We start from the raw sequence: 20,517 nt of genomic DNA on the forward strand, positions 1-20,517 counted from the left end.
AATGGAGTTAAGGTACACGCGGCCTTTCCTGAACAAGCTGGAAGATATTTTTGCTGAATCAGAATTTGTGCTGCGCTACGAGAAGGGGAATTTCAAGGCGGGCTACTGCATCTTAAAAGACATGAAAGTGGCCGTTGTGAACAAATATTTCAGTTTAGAAGGAAAAGTTAATTGCCTTTACGATATTCTACGCACTATTTCGGTAGATGAGAACCGCCTGAGCGACAAAAACAGGGAGCTCTATCTGCAAATACGTAACGAGGAAACCCATTGAAAATAACTTTTTTAGGCACTGGCACCTCGCAGGGCGTACCCGTAATCGGGTGCTCCTGCGAGGTGTGTTGCTCTGTAGACTACCGCGATAAGCGCCTCCGGGTATCAGTGCACCTGCAGATTGGCGATAAGAGCTTGATAATAGATACCGGGCCCGACTTTAGGCAACAGGTGCTCCGTGAGCGTATTAAAACGCTGGATGCACTGCTCTTCACGCACGAGCACAAAGACCACACAGCTGGCCTCGACGATATCAGAGCCTACAATTTTCTGCAAAAAAAAGACATGCCGGTGTATGGAGAGCAGCGGGTACTTAACCAGCTGAAGCAGGAATTTCCCTATATTTTTTCTGGCGCAAATTACCCAGGTATTCCGCGGGTGGCGCTACACCCTGTTACGGAGGCTCCCTTTGAGGTAGAAGGCATTTTAGTAACACCTATTCGGGTGCTCCACTACAAACTGCCGGTATTGGGCTACCGCATAGGAGATTTCACCTATATTACGGATGTTAATTACATTGCCCCCGAGGAGATGGATAAAATAAGAGGCTCTAAAGTGGTGGTGCTGGACGCACTCCGGCGTGAGCCGCATATTTCTCACTACTCGCTGCAGGAAGCATTGGATGTACTTGCCGAACTGCGCCCGGAAAAAGCATATATAACGCATATCAGCCACCTGATGGGGCAGCACCGCCACGTAGAAATGCAGTTACCTGATTTTGTTAGCCTGGCCCACGATGGCCTACAAATAGAAGTATAAGTGCATCAAAACTACTACTTCCTGAAACAACTGACCCACCGGCTCCGCTCCGAAGTGGTGGGTATGCAGGTGCAAACCTGCTTTAGCCAGAACAAAGATGAACTTATTCTTGGCTTTACAGGCTCAGGTAGAGAATTTTACATTCGGGCGATGCTTACCTCCCATTTCTCTGCCCTCTCGTTTCCTGCTGAATTTAAACGCGCACGCGCCAACAGTGTAGACCTGCTGGAGCCAATGCTGGGGCAGCAAGTGCAGGAAGTGGTACAACACCAAAATGAGCGAAGCTTTTACTTTGAGCTATCCAACAACTTTTTGTTGCTATTCAAGCTTTTTGGCAACCGCGCCAATATAGTTCTTTTTCAGGAGCAGGAAGCGGTAGACCTTTTTCATAAAAAATTTGGAGCCGACCTGGAACTTAACCCTTTGCAGATGCACAGGCCGCTGCCTCAAAACATTGCTGCCTTTGCTGCCGCTGAAGGAAACATCCGGAAAATATATCCCACGTTTGGCGACCTGCCGGCACTGTACCTGGAACAGCTCCACTACAGTGCCAAGCCACTGGAAGAAAAGTGGGAGCTGGTGCAGGAATTGCTGGAAAAACTAGAGCAGCCCGAAGCCTATTATATTACCAGGCTAGAAGGCAAAACGCGCCTCTCGCTGCTACCGCTCGGCGACATACAACAAACGCTGCACGACCCGTTGGAGGCGCTAAATGCCCTTACCCGAAGTTACCTTTACGAAACCGGCTTTGAGCGACAATACGAGCAGGCCCAGCAGCAGCTAACCAAAAAACTAAACGGCACCCGCACAGTACTGGCGCAAACAGAAGCAAAGCTACAGGAGCTGCGACACGACCGCTCCTACTCCCAAACAGCCGATGTGCTGATGGCTAATCTCACTTTTATTCCGCCGCGCACTACAGAAATTGATCTCTACGATTTCTACACCGACCAAACCCGCACCTACAAGTTAAAAGCTGACGAAACACCTCAGAAGCAGGCAGAGCGCCTATACCGTAAGGCCAAAAACCAGCACCTGGAGGTAAGGCAACTAGAAGAAAAGGCGGAGCGCAAACTTGAAGAAATTATTGTGTTGGAAGATGCCATAGCGGCATTGGCAGAGGTAAAAGGCTTTAAAGCGCTCAAGGCTTTTCAAAAAGAATATGGCCAGCTGTTTTCCTCCAAGCAGCAGGCACAAACGGAAATCCCTTTTAGGGTATTTGAGTCTGAAGGCTTTAAAATACTGGTTGGCAAAAGCGCCCGTAACAACGATGTGCTCACGCAGCGCCACACCTACAAAGACGATCTCTGGCTGCACGCTAAAGATGTATCAGGGTCGCATGTAGTTATAAAGCACCAGGCAGGTAAAACAGTACCTGGCACAGTGCTCGAAAAAGCCGCGCAGTTGGCAGCATATTATAGCAAGCGCAAAAGCGATTCGCTTTGCCCGGTACTCTACACACCTAAAAAATATGTGCGCAAACCCAAAGGCTCTGCTCCTGGCTCTGTAGTTGTGGAGCGGGAAAAGGTGCTGCTCGTAAAGCCGGAGAACCCATTCGAGCGCAGCAGGTAAGCTTTTTTAGAAAAAAGACACAGGATGGTATTGATTTTCACTGAATCAGGTTCCGCAGAAGAGGATTTATAGCATGTTTTAAAAAGTATGGCTTCATAAATTGGCCCTCTGGCAAAATACCCTCCAACGAACCTTACAGCTGCTCAATTATGCTAATGAAATTACCCTTCCGGAGGGTTTTTATGAATTTTGTGGTAAAGGGTAGCCTATTGGTGCTCGCTTTCGTACATGTACGATTTATTAAAATCAAGATAAGTTACTATAGTATTAGAAGGAGAATAGCGGCAAACATTCATTAAAATCTAAACGTCCATCTCTCCTCCTTCAGAACCTCAACGCTACATGCAAACATTAGAACAGCTTAAATCTGGCCAGCTTAAAGGCATAACAAGTTTACGATTATTATCATGTGGTTTAACGGAGTTTCCGGAAGAAATAATCGACCTGGCCGACACTTTAGAGATGCTGGACTTATCGAATAACCCACTCTCGCAGCTGCCTGACAATTTCAAACTTCTGAAGAATCTTAAAATTGCATTCTTTTATAACAACAAGTTTGAGCATTTTCCTCCGGTGCTAGCCGAGTGCCCCAAACTGGAGATGATCGGTTTTAAAGAGAACCAGATTTCTTCCATTGCTGAAGATGCCATTCCGGTAGATATTCGCTGGCTGATTCTTACCAACAACAACATAGAACAGTTACCGGCCTCTATTGGCAAATGCCACCGGCTACAGAAATTTATGCTGGCTGGAAACAAGCTTAAAGCACTGCCCGAGGAAATGGCGCAGTGTCGTAGTATCGAACTACTCCGAATTGCCGCTAATCAGATAGAGGTGCTGCCGAACTGGCTTTTTGAGCTTCCCCGCTTGTCGTGGCTGGCTTATTCGGGCAACCCATGCTGCCAATCAGAACTCCCCGCTAATGACCTGACTCAGATCAACTGGACCGACCTGGCGCTTGATGAGCAACTGGGACAGGGGGCATCGGGCTATATTTATAAAGCACATTGGCACCAGAACAAGCCCTCAGCAATAGAAGACCATGTGGCTGTAAAAGTATTTAAAGGAGAAATTACTTCCGATGGCTCCCCGGCCGACGAATTGAACGCTTGTATTGCAGCCGGCAACCACCCGAATTTTGTGCAGGTTTTAGGAAAGTTAAGCGGCCACCCGGAGCAAAAGCAAGGGCTGGTACTGAGCCTGATTCCGCCTACTTACAAAAATCTGGGTCTACCACCAAGCTTAGACTCCTGCACTCGCGATGTATACCTGGAAGGCACTAGTTTCAGCCTGCAAGCGGCACTTTCTATAGCTACCGGAATTGCTTCTGCAACCGCACACCTGCACGCTCAACACCTGATGCATGGCGACCTGTACGCACACAATATTTTAGTGAATGAGGCTGCTTTCCCTTTGCTCGGCGATTTTGGAGCAGCCACCTCCTATGCCGGAGCCAACCAGGCTTATGCACCAGCCCTGGAACGAATGGAGGTAAGAGCGTTTGGCTGCCTGCTCGACGATCTGCTCACGCACCTGGCCGTTACAGAACGAGCCCATGCCGCAGTTAGGTTGCTAAGCGAATTAAGGGCGCAGTGTCTGCAGGAGAACATAGCAAAACGTCCAGACTTTAGGCAGGTTGAGCAATTGTTACAAGAGGCGGCAAAGCTGGTATCAGCCCCAGTTGCACAGGCCTAACACCTTTTAGGCGGAATTGCCCTAAGGCAGTTTGATGCTTGAGTAGCTCCGGAAGGCCTTTTTGATTAGAATAATTTCCTTGCAATTGATTACTGACTAAATAGGAGAAGTTTACATGTGAGAGAACGAACTTATTCTCCCACATGTAAACTCTAGCACAAGCACCTGCACCCGCGCCGCAACCTACTTTAGTTGTGAACTAAGCCTTTACTCATCTCAGTTCAATCGCTTTCTCTATGTTTACCTGCTCCAGAAAAGTCTGGTCGTGTGAGACAACAATCAGGGTTCCCAGGTATTCGTTTATGGCAGCTCTTAATATTTCTATGTTCTGAATATCGAGGTTGTTTGTTGGCTCATCCAGAATAATCAGGTCGGGTGCCTGGTGGCTAATGGTGAGGCAACAGAGCATGAGCCGCATTTTTTCTCCTCCGCTCAACGTGCTGCAAGGCAAATCCCAAAATTCCTTTGGGAACAGAAACCGGTCTAAGCGAATCTTTACTTCATGCTCCTGCAAAGCCGAGTGGTTGTATTCCTGCGCCTGCTCGTACACCGTCAGGTGGTCGCTGATCAGGGAATAATCCTGGTCTATGTACACCGCCTTTTTGTCGGCTCGGTATATCGTACCACTTGCAGGCTCCAGATGGCCTAACATTATGTTTATAAGAGTTGTTTTACCTGAACCGTTAGGGCCTTTCAGCACCACGCGTTCCCCACTCACCACCTGAAAAGTTAAGGGCTGTTTCCACAACAGGTCCTGCCCGTACCCGAAGTTAATTTCTTTTGCCGTGATTAAAAGCTTACCTGTATGAAGAGCAGCATTATCAAAACCTAGTTTCATTTTGTCGGTGTCGGACAACTCTTGCCGTAATTCGCTTAACTCCTGCGAAATGGCTCCTATTTTTTCAGCATGCGCTCCTTTTACACGGGCGGTACTCTTTTCAGCGTTGTTCCGGAGCGTGTTCATCACAATGGTAGGCATGCCGGCTTTCTCCTGCTTTTTCTTTCCGCGGGCATCCAGCTTTTGAATTCTTTCTGTTGTTTCGCGCTCTACTTCTTTGGCCTTGCGCAATGCCTTCTCCTTGCTTTTTACATCGTGCGCCAACGCCTGGCTTTCTATCTGTTTCTGAGCAACATAAAAATCGTAGTTGCCGCCATAAACAGTTATGCCCCGCTTACTGAGTTCATACACCGCCTGCAGCAGGTTCAGCAGCTTTCTGTCGTGGCTCACTACCAACAGCGTGCTGGAACTAGCTTTCAGAAAATGATACAGCAGGTCTCTACCGGAGGTATCTAAGTGGTTGCTTGGCTCATCTAGCAACACAATCTCCGGTTGATGAATGGAGATGCCGGCCAGAAAAACCTTTGTTCTTTGCCCGCCGCTGAGGGCATTCATAGGTTGACCCAAGTCAAAGTGCTGCAGGTTCCAATAAGCTAAGGCAGTGTTGCATCGCTCCTCAATCGTCCAGTCGTCGTTAAGTATAGCCAGGTGCTCCTCTGACACATCACCATTCAGAATCTGCTGTAGCGCGTTTAACTTCTCCTCTATCCGGAGAGCTTGAGCAATAGTGAGGTGGTTGAATTGCCCAAAAACCTGTGGAACATAATATGGTTTGGCCTCTACTTTTACTGAGCCTGCAGTAGGTTGCACTTCGCCTGCCATTAACTTAAGCAAGGTCGATTTTCCCGCCCCATTGTTGCCGATCAGGGCAATTTTCTGGTGCCGGTTTATGGTAAGATTTAAGTTCTCGAACAGTAAATCTTTATTCGGATGTATATAGGTGATGTTCTGAAGAAAAAGCATACAATCTTTCTTTAAAAGTGAATAATGGTAGCCGGCCGCACTGGGCTACTTATTTATTTCCTTAAAAGAAAGTGTATTTCACATTGGCTTATCTGCGTGAGGTGAGGTTGTAAATATAAGCTTTTTTAAATAAATTTTATAACTAAAATATATTTAAAAAAGCTTAACTACCTGAGGTAAAATAATTGCTGCAGGTCCATTTATCGCCAGCTCATTATTGTATGTTCTAAGAATATCTTAAAGCCTTTTGGTCAATCGCAAACCCACAGCCTCGTAACATTAGAAAACCCTCCGGAAGGCCAATTTCATTAGAATAATTTAGCTGACCTTAACTGGAGCGAGTATCAAAACGAGGAATTGCAAAACAAAAAGCCCTATTCGCTTTACAAGCAAATAGGGCTTTTAAGATGAAGTGCGCGCGGGGAGATTCGAACTCCCACACCCGAAGGCACCACCCCCTCAAGATGGCGTGTCTACCAGTTTCACCACGTGCGCAGCTAATTATTGGGGCAAAAGTAGAAAGCAGTTCCCACATTTGCAACAGCTTCCCCTTTATCTTCCGAAATTATTTCTGCTTAATTAACGCTAAGCGGTGGCATTTCTGCAGCTACATAAAGCAACTGTGTACTAGCCAATCGTTTAACATCAGCATGTAGTGATTTAAATTATTCCGGCTAATTACCAGAATTCTTTTTCCTGTCTGCCAGGGTAAAGCGCAGCCCCATGAATGTACGACGCCCTTGCAGGGGCGCGTAGTTATATTCGGTATCAAAGGAGTAGTTGTTGGGGTTGTTCACCTCCACCTGTTTGTCGAACGGATCGAAAGGGCGCATGAGAGGGTGCCGAGGCATAAAATTAAAGATGTTTTTTACTCCCCCGTACAACTCCATACCATTACCAAAAGTCTTGGTAAGTTGCAAATGCTGCAGCGTAAACCAAGGCGATTTAGCAGGCCGGAAATCCTTCTCCTGCACAGGTAAGTACATGGGGCTGCTAAAGGTGCCGGTGTAATCTAGCATAAGCCCTGCCGCCTGAAGATTGTACGATGCCGTAAAAGTGCCAGACAAGGCAGGAGCATGCAGCTGTGGCACCCTCTCCTGTAGCTGCTTTCCTTCCGGCTGCTGCACCTGGTACACCTCCATTAGCGTAAGGCCTGCATGCACACGAAAAGGCGCTGCAATAGCCATCTCTGCATTTAAAGCCACTCCCCTTGAAACGGCATGCCCGCTCAGGTTATCATAAATTATCTGGTAATTGTTTGAAAGGAAGTCGGCCACAATCTTATTGGTGAAGTAAGTGTAGAAAGCGCTTCCTTCGAGGTTCAGATAACCTTGGGGCAGGTTCAGGTAATGCTGATAGTTCAGAGTGGCATTGTACGACTCCTCCGGCTTTAGCTCATTCCGGATTATTACGTCACGGGCACCGGTGAGGGCGGCATGGTCTTCGGTAAATAGATTTACAATACGGTACCCTTTGCCCAGGCTCATCCGCAGAATCTGATCTTCATTTGCTGCCCACTTCAGGTTAAGGCGCGGGGTTAGTATACTGCCGTGTTCTGTATTGTAGTCGTAACGCAAGCCTGCCAGTAGTGTGGTGGCAGTCGACAGCTTTAACTCGTCCTGCACAAAAATACCAGGCAACCGGGTTGTTACCGGCTCATTCTCCACTTTTCCCTGCTTCTGCCACTCAGTGGCTGGTGTGTTGTCGTCGTAGTAGGTGTGGCGGTAAGTTGCACCAGCTACCAGCTGATGGCGCTGGTTGAGCTCCTTGTTCCAGATAAGCTGCCCGAAGAACACCCGTTGCGTGCCTATATAGGAGGTGTTGCCATACGCTGAGTTCTGGTGGTGGTCGTTGTAAGAATAGCTCAGCACAAGGTGTTCCTGCACCGGCAGTTGGTACGTACCGATTAGTTCGTAGCGCCTTGTGTACACCGATTCGCCATAAATGCTGTCGCCCCCTCTGTAGGCAGGCGTCCATTGCAGTTCTCCTCCAAAGCGGTCCTCGTAATAGTAGCGTGCCGCCAGCGAGGCGAGCCGATTTTCTTTCCGCTGAAAACCCCATTTGTTAAAAACCGAAATCCGGTGCTGCAAAGGCATGTCTGTAAAATTATCGTGGTTTACATCGCGCTGGTCCTGAAAACGGTAGTAGTTAGTACTCAACAGCGTGGATGTTTTTCCCCAGCGGCGACTCAAACCTACATCCGCGTTTAGCTCCCGGTGGCTCGTATAGAAGACATCGGCTGAGGCAAGAGGAGCTTTAACCGGGCTTTTGGTGATGACGTTAATTAGACCGGCCATAGCCTCTGAGCCATATAAAGTAGAAGCCGGTCCCTTTACCACCTCCACCCGCTCAATCATGCTGTTGGGTATACCACTAAGGCCGTACACTGTAGAGAGGGCACTTACCAGAGGCATGCCATCTATCAGTACCATCGTATAGGCACCTTCCATCCCGTTTATATGGATGTCTCCGGTGCCGCACACGTTGCAGTTGATCTGAGGTTGCACACCATTTACCTGAGCAAGTGCTTCGAACAGAGCAGGTGTCGGGTTCTTCTGGAAGTATTGAGAAGTAAATACCTCCACTGGCACCGGTGACTCCAAGGTAAATGTCTCTCGCATAGTACCGGTTACGACCACCTCCCGCAGCCGGCTAGCCTGTTGTCGCAGCACAGCAGCTACCCACACTGTTTGGTCTGCCGTTACAGTAACACTGGTTTCGTATGGGGCAAAGCCAACTGCCCGCACCTGTAAATTATAAGTTCCTGCTGGCACCTGTTCCAGCAAAAAGCTGCCATCGGTTTCAGAAGTGGCTCCTTTGCCTGTACCCGCAAGTCCAATGCTGGCAAAAGCAACCGGAGCATTGGCCCCAGTTATTTTACCCTGTATGGTTCCGGTTTGAGCCATTGCAGATACTGCCAAAAACAGAAATAAGAGAAGTATGTACGTGTTTTTCATAGTATTATGATTAGGCTAAACATGAATAATAGCAAATGTAAATATTTTTTTAGATAACCCTAAATTTTAAAATAAACGTATCTAATTTATTTTCAGATGCACAACATAGAATATATCTATCTAGTAATGAACAAAATGGAATTTACTCAGCACCTGATAGAACCTTATTGGGTTAAATGGTTGTTGCCATTGAGTAAGCTTTAAGAAGGATTAAGGGGCAACTGGGGAAATTGGAGTTGCTTATAAAGTTAAAAGCCTTCTTGTTAGGACTTTTCGAAGCTTCTAATTAAATTAGCTTTGTTTAGCAGCAATAGTATCGCAATTTTCTTTGAGCCAAAAGTACAAAAATATGAGTATCGAGATCAGTGGGTTGTCTAAAGCATTTGGGAAAAAGCAGGTTTTACAGGCGCTGGACCTGACGATAGAACAAGGGCAATGCTATTGCCTGCTAGGGAAAAACGGAGTTGGAAAAAGCACCTTCCTTAATTCTATCTTGGATTTAATTAAGCCAGACGCAGGCCACATCAGCCTGTTTGGTAAAAATTACGCTCAAGATAATCTGGCAGTGAAGCAGGATCTTGGCGCCCTCTGCGAAGACAATCCTCTGATAGAAGAATTTACAGGTCTGGAGTACCTTAATTTTGTGGCAAAACTCTACAAACTCCCACTCGAAGAGGCTGCTCATCGGATCAAAAGCCTGACCGATTACTTTTTTACAGAAACAGAATCGCTTCAGAAAAATATTGCCGGCTACTCCACCGGTATGAAAAAGAAAGTAGGCATTGTGGCTGCTATTCTGCACAAACCCCGCGTGCTCATCCTGGACGAGCCTTTTACAGGCCTGGACCCTATTGCTGCTCAATTGCTTGTAAAGCTTATCCGCAGCTACAGTACACCTAACCGTGTTGTGCTCATCTCATCGCACGACCTGAACTATGTGGAGCGGGTAGCAACGCATATCGGTGTGCTTAACGATGGCCAGCTTATGTACAATGGCTCTATACAGGAGTTTACCATGAACGGCGAAAGCTTGATAGATCAGGCGCTTTTCCAGCTACTCCTGCCCCACCACCACACCAACGATGCAGACATAGACTGGATGCTCAACTAAGCCTGAAAGTTAGAGAGGTAGAAAGTTAAAAGTTGTCCTTTAGGAGTAAAAAGAAGAGTATAAGCAGCTGCTTCTCTTCGTAAAATATAAAAACTCCTTTTCTACTTATTTCCTCTCTAACCACTAATACTCGTTAACTTTTTACCTCTCTAACTTAGAAGATGGATTTAATCTTATATTCCTGCCAGGCCCGGCTACAAAGTTACTTTCGTCAGAAGCGGACACAACGTGCGCTGCTATTGGCGGTAGGAATTGTGCTGGCTGGTTTTTATAGCTGGATGTTTACCTATTTGTTGCACAAGGCGCATGAGGGTGGCATAAACCCGGGAGTAGACAAAGTGTTAGGATACGCAAATCTAGCATTGCTGGCCATTACCATTATGCGCGGCTTTTTTCCAGCCTATATTCCAAAATCTGATTTTATCAATCGTATTTTTCCGATTCAACCTCTGCAACGTTTCTGGACGGAGCTGGTAGTGGAGCTGGTATCACCTTTTTACTTTGTGCTGCTCAACTTCCTTATTATCCTGTTCCTGATGTCGCCGGATTATACGCTCACGCACTTCCTGCAGAGCATCCTGGTTTTGTTCACGGCACATGTTACCCGGCGCTCCCTCCAGATTTTTATTGAACGCAAAGTAAAGTGGCTGAGCAGTGCCTTTGGTTCTGCGGCGGTTATGGCAGGTGCCTTTGTGGCTCTGCAGGTAAAGGCTCCCATGTTTGAAGCGGCTTCTTCTGTGATGATGCTGGCCGTGCACCTGGCTGCTGTTGCTGCCTTTCTGGCCTCCAACTACCTGCTGGAGCAGGCAGCATTTGAACCGAAAAGAAGAGTGGTAAACTATAGCCATAATGCCCGCCGCAGCCTGAGCTGGCGTCTTTTCAACAACCATAAAATGGCTAAGCAGCTGCTGCTCTTTGGTTTAGGATTTAAAGTACTTATGCTGGGCGTAGATGCCACTGTCTTTATGGCAAAAGGCGTGCACATGTTCGACAAGAACCTGTCGCTGTGGCTCTTTGTAGGGCCGTTGGTTATTTACACTTATGTGTTCAACAATGTATGGGGCTTTTACAGAAACCTGTGGTTAACAACTGAACGCACAACCAGCGATTACAAAGCTTTTCTTAAGATTAGCTTGATGCCGCTTAGGCTGCCTTTGCTGATAGATGCAGCGCTTGTGGTAGCCTATGTTGTATTTTTCAATCAGGAGCAGTCTACGTTTATTTTACTAATGTATATTGCCTCCGTGCTGGTGCTGACTCCAATAGGTATTATCGGTTCTTTTACCAGTCCTAAACCTGTTAAGGGTGGTGTGCTAAGCTTTAGCGCAAAAACTTCTTACCTGTATAGTTTTGTAGCGGTATTCCTGATCGGGCTTCTGTTCCTGCCCTTACTGCACCCTATTCTGTACCTGGTATATCCCGTGGTTATAGGAATGTCGCTGTTTGCCATGGTGGCTGTTGTGCGGGAGTACCCCAAGTACAAATACAGGCTTTTTGAAACACTGTACAAAACAGAGGCATAACGATTTATAATTTCTACTTTATAATAAAGCGAGTATGGTAAGGGAACTTCACATACTCGCTTTTTTTATGCCACAAAAACCTCCTGTTACCTCAAAGCCACCTCTCCTTTCCATGAGTCTTCTGATCAAGCTATCGATCCGCACAGATAAAAGACAAAAGTGCTTGCATACCTTATTCCAATTCCGCTAATGAAATAGACCTTCCGGAGGCATAATTGCCTTTTACCTGCTAAGGATAGAATAGGATATGCATCATAAACAGCAGGCAGCTTGCCATTTCAATAAACCCTGGAAATAAAAGGTTTATAATAATGTCTAAAGGTGTAAAGGCAAATTATCTTTCTTCAGCTCCTGCACGTAATAAAGCTTACTTTTAATTTTAGGTAAAGACAGCAGAATGGCAGCACAAGGAAATGAAGAGAACACAGTGAAGGAGGAAATTGATGTTGTGGTCTTCGACCTGAACGGCACCTTCTATAACAAAAGCTCTAAAGATGAATTCTTTAAATTTGTAAGTACCAAAAAGCCGAAGCAGAGCAAACACATTTTCCAAATGGCTTATTACCAACTGCTGCACAAGCTAAATCAGATAAACAAAACAGAGTTTAAAGAAAACTTTTTTAACTATCTGGATGATCTTCCGCCAAAGCAAGTGGAGCAGTATGCCCAGGAATTTTGGGAACAAGAGTTTCCGGTTAATTTTAACAAAGAGCTGCAGAAGCGCCTCGATGACATGAAAAAGAAAGGTATAAAAATAATTTGTGCCACAGGTGCTCTGGAATTATATGTAAAGCCGCTTTTGCAGTTGTATAAAATAGATGGGCTGGTAGGAACCCGCGTGCAGTATGAGGTCAATACCTATAAAGTCCTGGGACAAGCATGCAAAGATGAAGAAAAGCTAAATCGCATCAGCTCCCTTCTAAACGGCAGGAAATACAATATTCTGGAGGCCTACTCCGATAGTAAAGAAGCTATTCTTGACAAAGCGCATAAAGCATACCTGGTGGAGGATGGCAAAATCTCTCCATACAAGCAAAATTCTTAAAAATTCTGATCTATAGATCTGCTTACTACTTCCTTTTCAGAGAGCATGTTTGTCCCCGATTTTCGAAAAAAATTTTCCCTTATTAAAAATTAGTAGTTTATACGGAGTGTGCTTTGGGATTTGTAACTCAACAAACAACCGGAGCATGCTCTACCATAACCTATATATTGAAATCGACATAAATTTTTCACTTATCAAGCTTTTGAATATCAACCCTTTATACGACACATTCCCCAATAGAGGTATTCAACTATTAAAATATAAAAATTGTAAATTTTTATTACAAATCTCTACCAATAATCAATAAATTATTTTCAATTTATTGCAGTACAAACACTTACAAAACATCCTTAATTTTACATAATATAACTTTTCTTCGCAAACTTTTTTAATAGCTCCGTATATATGGGGGAGATTTTTCAAAAAAAAGATTTGTATAGCTATGAAAAAGAACTGGATCCCTATAATTGCAGCAGCGTTCTTAGGCACATCTGTTTTCATTACCTCATGTGATGATGATGACGATAACATGGGCGGAACAACGTCTGGCACAACATCCGGAACGACGTCTGGCACAACATCTGGAACTACCTCCGGAACGACGGGCGGTACAACCACAGGTGGAACGACGACTGGAACGACGACAAGCACTACTACAGGTGGAACAACAGCCGGTACGACTACAGGCACGACTACAGGCGGAACGACAACCGGAACTACCACAGGCGGTACTACTGACGGTAGTACTACTGGAGGCACAACAACCAGTACTACTACAGGTGGAACAACTACTGGAGGAACAACAACAGGTACAACCACAGGCGGTACAACAACCGGAACTACCACAGGCGGTACAACAACCGGAACTACCACAGGCGGAACAACAACCGGAACTACCACAGGCGGAACAACAACCGGAACTACCACAGGCGGAACAACAACCGGAACTACCACTGGTGGAACAACAACCGGAACTACCACAGGTGGAACAACAACCGGAACTACCACTGGTGGTACTACAACCGGAACTACCACTGGTGGAACAACAACCGGAACTACCACTGGTGGTACTACAACCGGAACTACCACTGGTGGTACTACAACCGGAACTACCACTGGTGGTACTACAACTGGGGGTGGCGGAACAACTGGTGGATAATTCTAGTTTCTTAATTTGTAGAAAGGGCAGCTCTTGTAGCTGCCCTTTCTATTTAACCACCCAAATTACTTCAGCCTTATACCCAAATGCTATAAAAGTAATTAAAGGAAGGCATTTTGAATAAATAGCTTATCATGGCGCTTCAAGGTAATAACCGGTTTACATAGTCTGGTAAAACAAATCGGCCTTGGTCCATTCTGATTTAGCCTCTATTCTTGCCTTAGCTGCATAATAAAACTCTTTAAAGAAATGTGTGGCATCTGTATTTCTCCTGGTATTTGCTAACAGTACAAAGCTGTATTCATCATTCAAACGCGTTATAAAAGCAGAAGAACCAGGCAAAGAACCGGAATGGCACCAGCTAGAAGAGCCAAAATAAAACTTATTGAGCAAGCCCGACTCAATCAGATCCGGCTGGTCGTGGTTACGGTCTATATGCACCATCAGGCGCATTAGATCTGATGCTGTTGCAAGCCAACCTCCATGTGCATCCATACGTCTAATATCAATACTATAGGGGTTCCATTCCTGCTGATAATAGGTAACCTCGTCTGCCAAGCGCTGAGCCGTACGGCTTCCTCCTATCACCATTCCGCCTATACCAGCAGGAGCAAAAACTTCTGCTTTTACAAATTCTTCGTATGCTCTGCCAGACACTTTTTCAATTACCCGGCCTAATATGCAGTAGCCAAGGTTAGAATAGTTGTATGTGCTTCCTGGTTTGAATTTTAAGGGCCTACGCTGTACTGCTTCTGCAATAATTTGTTTCTGAGAGAGCGACCAATTGGTCATCATAGGGTCGTTTGGCTCGTTGGCCCAGCCGGAGGTGTGGTCTAGCAGGTGCTGCACGGTAATGTGACCTACCCCAGACCTTACAGGAGGATAGCCAAAATCACCTCCAAGAATACTGCCATGGCCAAATACCCGATCCTCCAATTTTATTTTCTGATCTTGCACCAGCCTCAGAATTGCAATAGCTGTAATAGGCTTCGATATGCTGGCAATCCGGAATAAACTTCCATTATGAACAGGCTGCTTTTTCTCCTGGTCGGCTAACCCATAGCTTTTAGCAAACACCAGCTTCTCGTTTCGGGTAATAGCTATGGAAAGGCCAGGTATCTTGTGATGCTGCATCAGCATGGTAAGCCGCTGGTCAAGTTCCGGGAAGCTGTGCACGACATCCACATTAACTCGATCGGTCGTTTTTCCGGCCTGAACAACTTTATAAGATACCTGTCCGGCAAATGCGTTTGCTGTTATTCCGCTTTGCTGCTCACGCTTGCCAATATATAGCTTTACATCGCTTTTAGTTTCGAAAGTGGCGATAAGAGTATCGCAGAAAGTAGCGGCAGGCAGACTTACTTGCACTACATTTCCGGCTACCTTTGCAACCACATCGGCCTCTAATTGTGGGTTATGAATTTTTAGAAACTTGAAGGCTATTAATTGATCTTGCGGAAGAACTTCAGGATCAGGAAAATTTTCGTTGTCAGGCACACAACCTAAAACCGACAACAGCAGTAAAAGGTAGAGAAGAGAACTGATTTTCATTCATTGTAAAAGTTTAGCTTCATATAGTCTTTTTAAAATTTAATATAAATACTTGAATTCATCAATTTCAACAGCGACCACAGATGTTTAGCTGTTAACGACTTTCTTTGAATCAAAATAGAAAAGGCAGTGTGACTTACTGAGAAATATAAAAAACCGCAGCTGCTCTTATACCATGAACTAAAGCTAACAAATATTAGTTATTTTTAACCAGAAATTTTTTGCCTTATTTTATAAAAAATTATGGGCATCAACAGCATTATAGCATGTAATTGCATACTTTAACTACGCCAAGAAAAAGCACCAAGCCTCTTCTATATGTCCATCAATTGACTCATTCTTAAAATACAAAAAGCCGATACTGCCAGGCAGTATCGGCTTTTTTTAAGTACCAGCTCCTTAACGTCTGTTCACCATGAAGCCGTAAACGAGTAGACCAGCCGCAGCGGCAAAGGCTACATACTGCTTCTGCTGGTTACTCAGCGACTTAAACGTATCCAGACCGAATTTGCCAGGGTTACGGGCAATTTCCATTAGATCGGCTGGGTTCTTTAGCAGATTTGATACTGAAAATCCTCTTGTGTTGTTTTTCATGGTTATTATTTTTCAAGTTTTCTGTTCTGTCAGCCTTTATTTCTGGTACTTCCCCGCCAGTGCTGTATAAGGCAAAAGGCACTTCAGCTTCAATTTACTTTACCAGAAATTAATGCATTTCTTTCTACCATACGGAGCAATAGTATACGAAGGTTATCTTTTTCCAAGAGTTCCCTCTCCCAAACTTAAAAGAATCGTTGTGGCTGCCAGCAGGCAAAAGCACAAATTATTTTAATAAAAACGGCCTTCCGGAAGGATTTTGATAAGTAAGGTGCCAAGCATAAGGCAATATTTTTTTGTAGGATGCAACTCCTTACCTTAGACTCTACTAGTTTTCTTGGCCCTCTAACGAATACATTTTAGAACCCGCTTCCAAAAGCGATGTCTCTCCTATGGCAGGATCAGACCTGCGATAAAATTTTCTCTTGCCTGTTCATCCAATTCCCTTATAATTATTTCTAATTCCTGCACCATATCAGAAAAATCCCTTATTTTAGGCACTAACATTTGTTAGATGCTTTAAAAACTACCATAGCCACACCACCCTATATGACAGATCCGGAAAATCTGTCAACTGATTACTTACATGAGACACTACATCTTTTCTTTTATATTATTACTCTCAGGCTTACTACTATTGCATACAGGGTGCCAACCAGAAAAGACTGCAAACAAAGAAAGATTAACTGCCCCACCTACATGGCAAACAGCAGATTCGTTAGCTATTCGTGAAATGTATGCATCTTCTCCTGTTCTTTCGCCAGCGGCCTCTATGCAGAAAATGCATCTGGAAGATGGCTTTAAGGTTGAGCTGGTGGCATCAGAGCCAATGGTAATAGCACCAATTGCTATGGCCTTTGATGAGCGAGGTCGTATGTGGGTAGTAGAAATGATGAATTACATGCCAGACACGGCCGGCACAAACGAGGAGCAACCAACCGGCAAAATAGTAATATTAGAAGATCTCAACAAAGATGGCCTTTACGAAAACCGAAAGGTTTTCCTCGACTCGCTGGTGCTTCCCCGTGCCCTCTGCCTGGTAGAAGACGGCTTGCTGGTGGCAGAACCACCAAATTTGTGGTTCGTCGAAATTCGCAACGACAAGCCTGGCAAAATAACGCTGGTTGATAATAAATATAGTTCAGGGGGCAATGTAGAACATGAACCAAACGGCCTCCTACGCGCACTGGACAACTGGATTTATAATGCCAAATCGAGCACTCGCTATAAAAAAGCAGGTCAGCAATGGCTTATCGAAGAAACGCACTTCAGGGGGCAATGGGGTATTACCCAGGATGATGCAGGCCGGCTGTTTTATAACAATAATTCGCAGAACCTGCTTGGCGACTTTTTTGCTCCGGGCCTTGGAGCTACTAACCCAAACCAGCGCAGCATGGCCGGCTACAACGAAAACATTGTGCCCGATAACCGGGTATACCCTGTCCGAGCGACAACAGGTGTAAACCGGGGCTACATGGAAGGAACTTTAGATGAGCATCTCCGCCTGGTAAACTTTACAGCGGCCTGTGCCCCAACCCTTAATCGTGGCTTGCTTTTTGGGCCAGACTATTACTTAAACGCTTTTGTGGCAGAACCTGCAGCCAACCTGATTAAGCGCAACACTATTCGACAAGTTGGCTATCAGGTGCTGGGCGAGCAGGCATACCAAGGTCGGGAATTTCTAGCCAGCGAAGACGAGCGCTTCAGGCCTGTGAACCTCTATTATGGTCCGGATGGGGCGCTGTATGTATTGGATATGTACAGAGGCATCATACAGCACAAACATTTCTTAACAGAGTATTTGGCTAAAGAAATAATGGAACGCAAGCTGGCAGCACCACTTTCCTGTGGGCGCATCTACCGCATTGTGCCTAGCAATAAGAAAGTAAAACCCATGGTGTTCCCCCAGAGGCCAGTGCAGTTGGTACGCCTGCTGCAGCATCAAAACGGTTGGGTACGCGATAAGGCTCAGCAACTGCTCATCGATAAAAAAGAAACCCAAACCATACCAGCATTACGCCAGTTACTGCACAGACCGGGCCAGCCACTGCCCCGCATACATGCTCTCTGGACCCTGGAGGGGCTACAGGCCTTACGCACTGCCGATGTATTCCCTCTGCTCCAGCACCCCTACTGGCCTTTACGCATGCAGGCCCTGAGTGTGCTGCCCTCGGTTCTGACGCGCGAAACATACCAAAGCTATGCCCCCATACTGGAACAACTGGTACGGAAACCCGATACGTTAGCAGCTCCCTATGTTGCGCTGCTGGCACACACCATTAGCTCCTTTAACAAAGCTGAAGCAAACCGTTTGCTTGAACTAATTATGCAGCAGTACCCGGATAACCGCTTTGTAGCCGATGCTGTAATTAGCAACCTACAGGGGCAGGAAGAGGCATTTTATCAAAAAGCATTGTCATATAACCCGGATACCAGCCTTGCCTTGCCCATGCAGCTTGTTAAAGTTAAACGAAGCGTGGCCGAAGCCAAGGCAAGAAGAGACCAGGAGCAACTAAACCGCGAATTTACCATAGGATCGGCCTTGTATGCCAGCATTTGCCAATCTTGCCATGGTGCCGATGGTGGAGGTCTTAAAGCACTTGCACCACCCTTAAACAAGTCGGAATGGGTAACAGGCCCCAAAAACAAGCTACTCCCAATATTACTGTATGGCTTAACCGGCCCTATTGAAGTGAATGGAAAATTATACCAGGCCCCTGATATAAACGGTGAAATGCCTGGGTTCGGCCATAACAGCGAACTCTCCGATAAGGACCTGGCGGAGCTGGCAAGCTATATCCGGAAAGCGTGGAACAACAATGCTGATCTTGTTTCTGAAGATGACATCACACAAACCAGAAAACAATTTAAGGGCCGCAAAGAACCCTTCACTATGGAGGAACTAAAGGCACAATGAAATATAATTGTTGGTGTTTGAGTTGAAAAATACGAGAACCAGGAGGCAGTTCTTTTATTTAAATTTGATGTGCTTAAATTATAAGTACAGGCGGTTGTAGCAAGTAGATTCCTGTAGCGCAGGCCTAAGGCGTTTTATCGATTTTTGCCTCCGGAAGGGCTTTTTCATTATAAGAATTACTAAAACTTAAAAATGATAACCACGGTTTAACGCATTACTTTCTTTAAAATTTGTATACTTACCCTGCACACTCTGAACTGAGTGCAGCAGGAGTCAACTAAACAACCTAAAAGGCAATAGCCATCAATTATATGCCCCATATCGCTATTATTTCGTCTAGTGTTCGCACCGGTCGAAAAACGCATCGTCTTGCTTTGTTCTTCCAAAAATATATAGAAGCCAACAACCTGGCCGCTACCGAAATACTCGACCTGGCTGCCTACAACTTTCCGATATTTGAGGAACGGCTGCAATATCAACCTAACCCGACAGAGCAGGTGCTTGAGTTTGCAGATAAAATTCAGAGAGCTGATGGGGTAATTATTGCCACACCCGAGTACAATGGCGGCTACCCTGCCAGCCTCAAAAATGCCATAGACCTGCTTTATAAAGAGTGGTACCGAAAACCGATTGGTATGGTAACTGTTTCCGGAGGTCCCTTTGGAGGCACCCAGGTTATGACTTCGCTGCTGTTCACGCTCTGGAAAATGAAGGCATGGGTAGTGCCAGCTATGTTTCCGGTTACTAAAGTGCAGGAAAGCTACGATGAGGAAGGCAACCCCACCGACAAAGCCAGTTCTGAAAAATTTGCAAAAGGGTTTATGCAGGAACTCCTTTGGTGCATGCAAGCAAAAGAGAAAATGCAAGAGCAGAGCTAACAGGCTAAGCTAAAAAAGCGGCGCAGCCTCGCACATAATTTCGTGAAAGGCTGCGCCGTCTGGTTTTCTCCGATCCGATTATTTTTCAGGAATTGTCCAAAGGTAGAGTGTGGCGCCATCTACATTTACTGTTTGTTCCGGCTTCCAATCGCCCATTTCGAAGGCATGAGATACTACGCGCGTACCAGGTTTGAGCTGCTTGAGCAGTTGAGGACGCAATTTCAGGTTTATGTCTGGCAGCAGATAGAGGGTTACGACAGTAGCCTTACTTAAATCCATGTCGAACAGGTTCCCTTCTACAAATTTTACTTTATCAGTCACATTGGCCTTACGGGCGTTTTCGTTGGCTTCTTTAATTCGCTCCGGGTCTATGTCTACGCCTGTTCCGGTAGCACCATGCTTTTTGGCTGCTGTAATTACAATACGGCCATCGCCACAACCTAGGTCAAACAATACATCATTGGCAGACACCTTAGCAAGATCCAGCATGCCATCTACTACTACCTGACGAGTAGGAACATACGGTACATCGAGTGGTGGGCGTGTAGCTGCAGTTTGCGCTTGTACAAAGGAGGCTGCCAACAAAATGAAAAGCAAGGCACATAAGGCGTTTCTAGTAATTTTCATCCTTTTGTTATTTAGTAGTTAGTATTAAATGATATTTATTATTCAATTTAATTAA

15 protein-coding genes and 1 tRNA gene are annotated in these 20,517 nt (G+C 45.6%); 10 read left to right on the forward strand and 6 right to left on the reverse strand.

The annotated features are described in order from the left end of the window. Position 1: 1 nt before the first annotated feature. The 4 genes from ACMA1I_RS04775 (at position 2) to ACMA1I_RS04790 (ending at position 4,299) form a co-directional block, all read left to right on the forward strand. Positions 2-274 (forward strand): hypothetical protein, encoded by a 273-nt coding sequence (locus ACMA1I_RS04775; RefSeq protein ID WP_337067149.1) that lies wholly within the window; start codon positions 2-4, stop codon positions 272-274. Then, positions 271-1,032, forward strand: coding sequence for an MBL fold metallo-hydrolase (locus tag ACMA1I_RS04780; RefSeq protein ID WP_337067150.1), 762 nt, complete (start codon positions 271-273; stop codon positions 1,030-1,032). The genes ACMA1I_RS04775 and ACMA1I_RS04780 overlap by 4 nt, the downstream gene beginning before the upstream one ends. Then, positions 1,033-2,604, forward strand: a complete 1,572-nt coding sequence (locus tag ACMA1I_RS04785) for an NFACT RNA binding domain-containing protein (RefSeq protein ID WP_337067151.1) — start codon at positions 1,033-1,035, stop codon at positions 2,602-2,604. A gap of 342 nt (positions 2,605-2,946) precedes the next feature. Continuing rightward, positions 2,947-4,299 carry a leucine-rich repeat-containing protein kinase family protein gene (locus ACMA1I_RS04790; protein WP_337067152.1) on the forward strand — a complete coding sequence of 451 codons (1,353 nt, stop codon included), beginning with the start codon at positions 2,947-2,949 and terminating at the stop codon, positions 4,297-4,299. 211 nt (positions 4,300-4,510) lie between these two features. Here ACMA1I_RS04790 and abc-f read toward each other — a convergent pair whose 3' ends face one another. The 3 genes from abc-f to ACMA1I_RS04805 form a co-directional block, all read right to left on the reverse strand. Continuing rightward, on the reverse strand, positions 4,511-6,100 hold the full coding sequence (abc-f, locus tag ACMA1I_RS04795) for a ribosomal protection-like ABC-F family protein (RefSeq protein WP_337067153.1): 1,590 nt from the start codon (positions 6,098-6,100) through the stop codon (positions 4,511-4,513). A 413-nt stretch (positions 6,101-6,513) separates the two neighbouring features. Further along, positions 6,514-6,595: transfer RNA gene (locus ACMA1I_RS04800), tRNA-Leu, on the reverse strand. 179 nt (positions 6,596-6,774) lie between these two features. Next, on the reverse strand, positions 6,775-9,057 hold the full coding sequence (locus ACMA1I_RS04805) for a TonB-dependent receptor (RefSeq protein ID WP_337067154.1): 2,283 nt from the start codon (positions 9,055-9,057) through the stop codon (positions 6,775-6,777). Between the two features lie 349 nt (positions 9,058-9,406). Between ACMA1I_RS04805 and ACMA1I_RS04810 the strand changes: the two genes are divergently transcribed. The 4 genes from ACMA1I_RS04810 to ACMA1I_RS04825 all read left to right on the forward strand — a co-directional run bounded on the left by ACMA1I_RS04810 (position 9,407) and on the right by ACMA1I_RS04825 (position 13,895). Beyond that, on the forward strand, positions 9,407-10,168 hold the full coding sequence (locus ACMA1I_RS04810) for an ABC transporter ATP-binding protein (protein ID WP_337067155.1): 762 nt from the start codon (positions 9,407-9,409) through the stop codon (positions 10,166-10,168). Positions 10,169-10,329: 161 nt separating this feature from the next. Then, on the forward strand, positions 10,330-11,691 hold the full coding sequence (locus tag ACMA1I_RS04815) for a hypothetical protein (protein WP_337067156.1): 1,362 nt from the start codon (positions 10,330-10,332) through the stop codon (positions 11,689-11,691). A 397-nt stretch (positions 11,692-12,088) separates the two neighbouring features. Next, positions 12,089-12,736, forward strand: a complete 648-nt coding sequence (locus ACMA1I_RS04820) for an HAD-IB family phosphatase (protein ID WP_337067157.1) — start codon at positions 12,089-12,091, stop codon at positions 12,734-12,736. Positions 12,737-13,178: 442 nt separating this feature from the next. Next, a complete protein-coding gene (locus ACMA1I_RS04825) occupies positions 13,179-13,895 on the forward strand; it encodes a hypothetical protein (protein ID WP_337067158.1) in 717 nt (238 codons plus the stop codon). Positions 13,896-14,054: 159 nt separating this feature from the next. On the opposite strand, the gene ACMA1I_RS04830 is transcribed toward ACMA1I_RS04825, so the two are convergent. Both ACMA1I_RS04830 and ACMA1I_RS04835 read right to left on the reverse strand, forming a co-directional pair. Continuing rightward, on the reverse strand, positions 14,055-15,446 hold the full coding sequence (locus tag ACMA1I_RS04830; protein ID WP_337067159.1) for a serine hydrolase domain-containing protein: 1,392 nt from the start codon (positions 15,444-15,446) through the stop codon (positions 14,055-14,057). Positions 15,447-15,845: 399 nt separating this feature from the next. After that, positions 15,846-16,040 carry a hypothetical protein gene (locus ACMA1I_RS04835; RefSeq protein WP_337067160.1) on the reverse strand — a complete coding sequence of 65 codons (195 nt, stop codon included), beginning with the start codon at positions 16,038-16,040 and terminating at the stop codon, positions 15,846-15,848. Between the two features lie 586 nt (positions 16,041-16,626). On the opposite strand from ACMA1I_RS04835, the gene ACMA1I_RS04840 reads away from it, so the two are divergent. Together ACMA1I_RS04840 and ACMA1I_RS04845 are read left to right on the forward strand one after the other, a co-directional pair. Then, positions 16,627-18,957 (forward strand): c-type cytochrome, encoded by a 2,331-nt coding sequence (locus tag ACMA1I_RS04840; protein ID WP_414703867.1) that lies wholly within the window; start codon positions 16,627-16,629, stop codon positions 18,955-18,957. 311 nt (positions 18,958-19,268) lie between these two features. After that, positions 19,269-19,835, forward strand: a complete 567-nt coding sequence (locus tag ACMA1I_RS04845) for an NAD(P)H-dependent oxidoreductase (protein WP_337067162.1) — start codon at positions 19,269-19,271, stop codon at positions 19,833-19,835. 78 nt (positions 19,836-19,913) lie between these two features. Here the strand turns inward: ACMA1I_RS04845 and ACMA1I_RS04850 are convergent, their stop codons facing one another. Further along, positions 19,914-20,462, reverse strand: coding sequence for a class I SAM-dependent methyltransferase (locus ACMA1I_RS04850; RefSeq protein WP_337067163.1), 549 nt, complete (start codon positions 20,460-20,462; stop codon positions 19,914-19,916). Positions 20,463-20,517 lie beyond the last annotated feature (55 nt).

Source organism: Pontibacter sp. 13R65 (assembly GCF_047525655.1).
Lineage (GTDB): Bacteria > Bacteroidota > Bacteroidia > Cytophagales > Hymenobacteraceae > Pontibacter.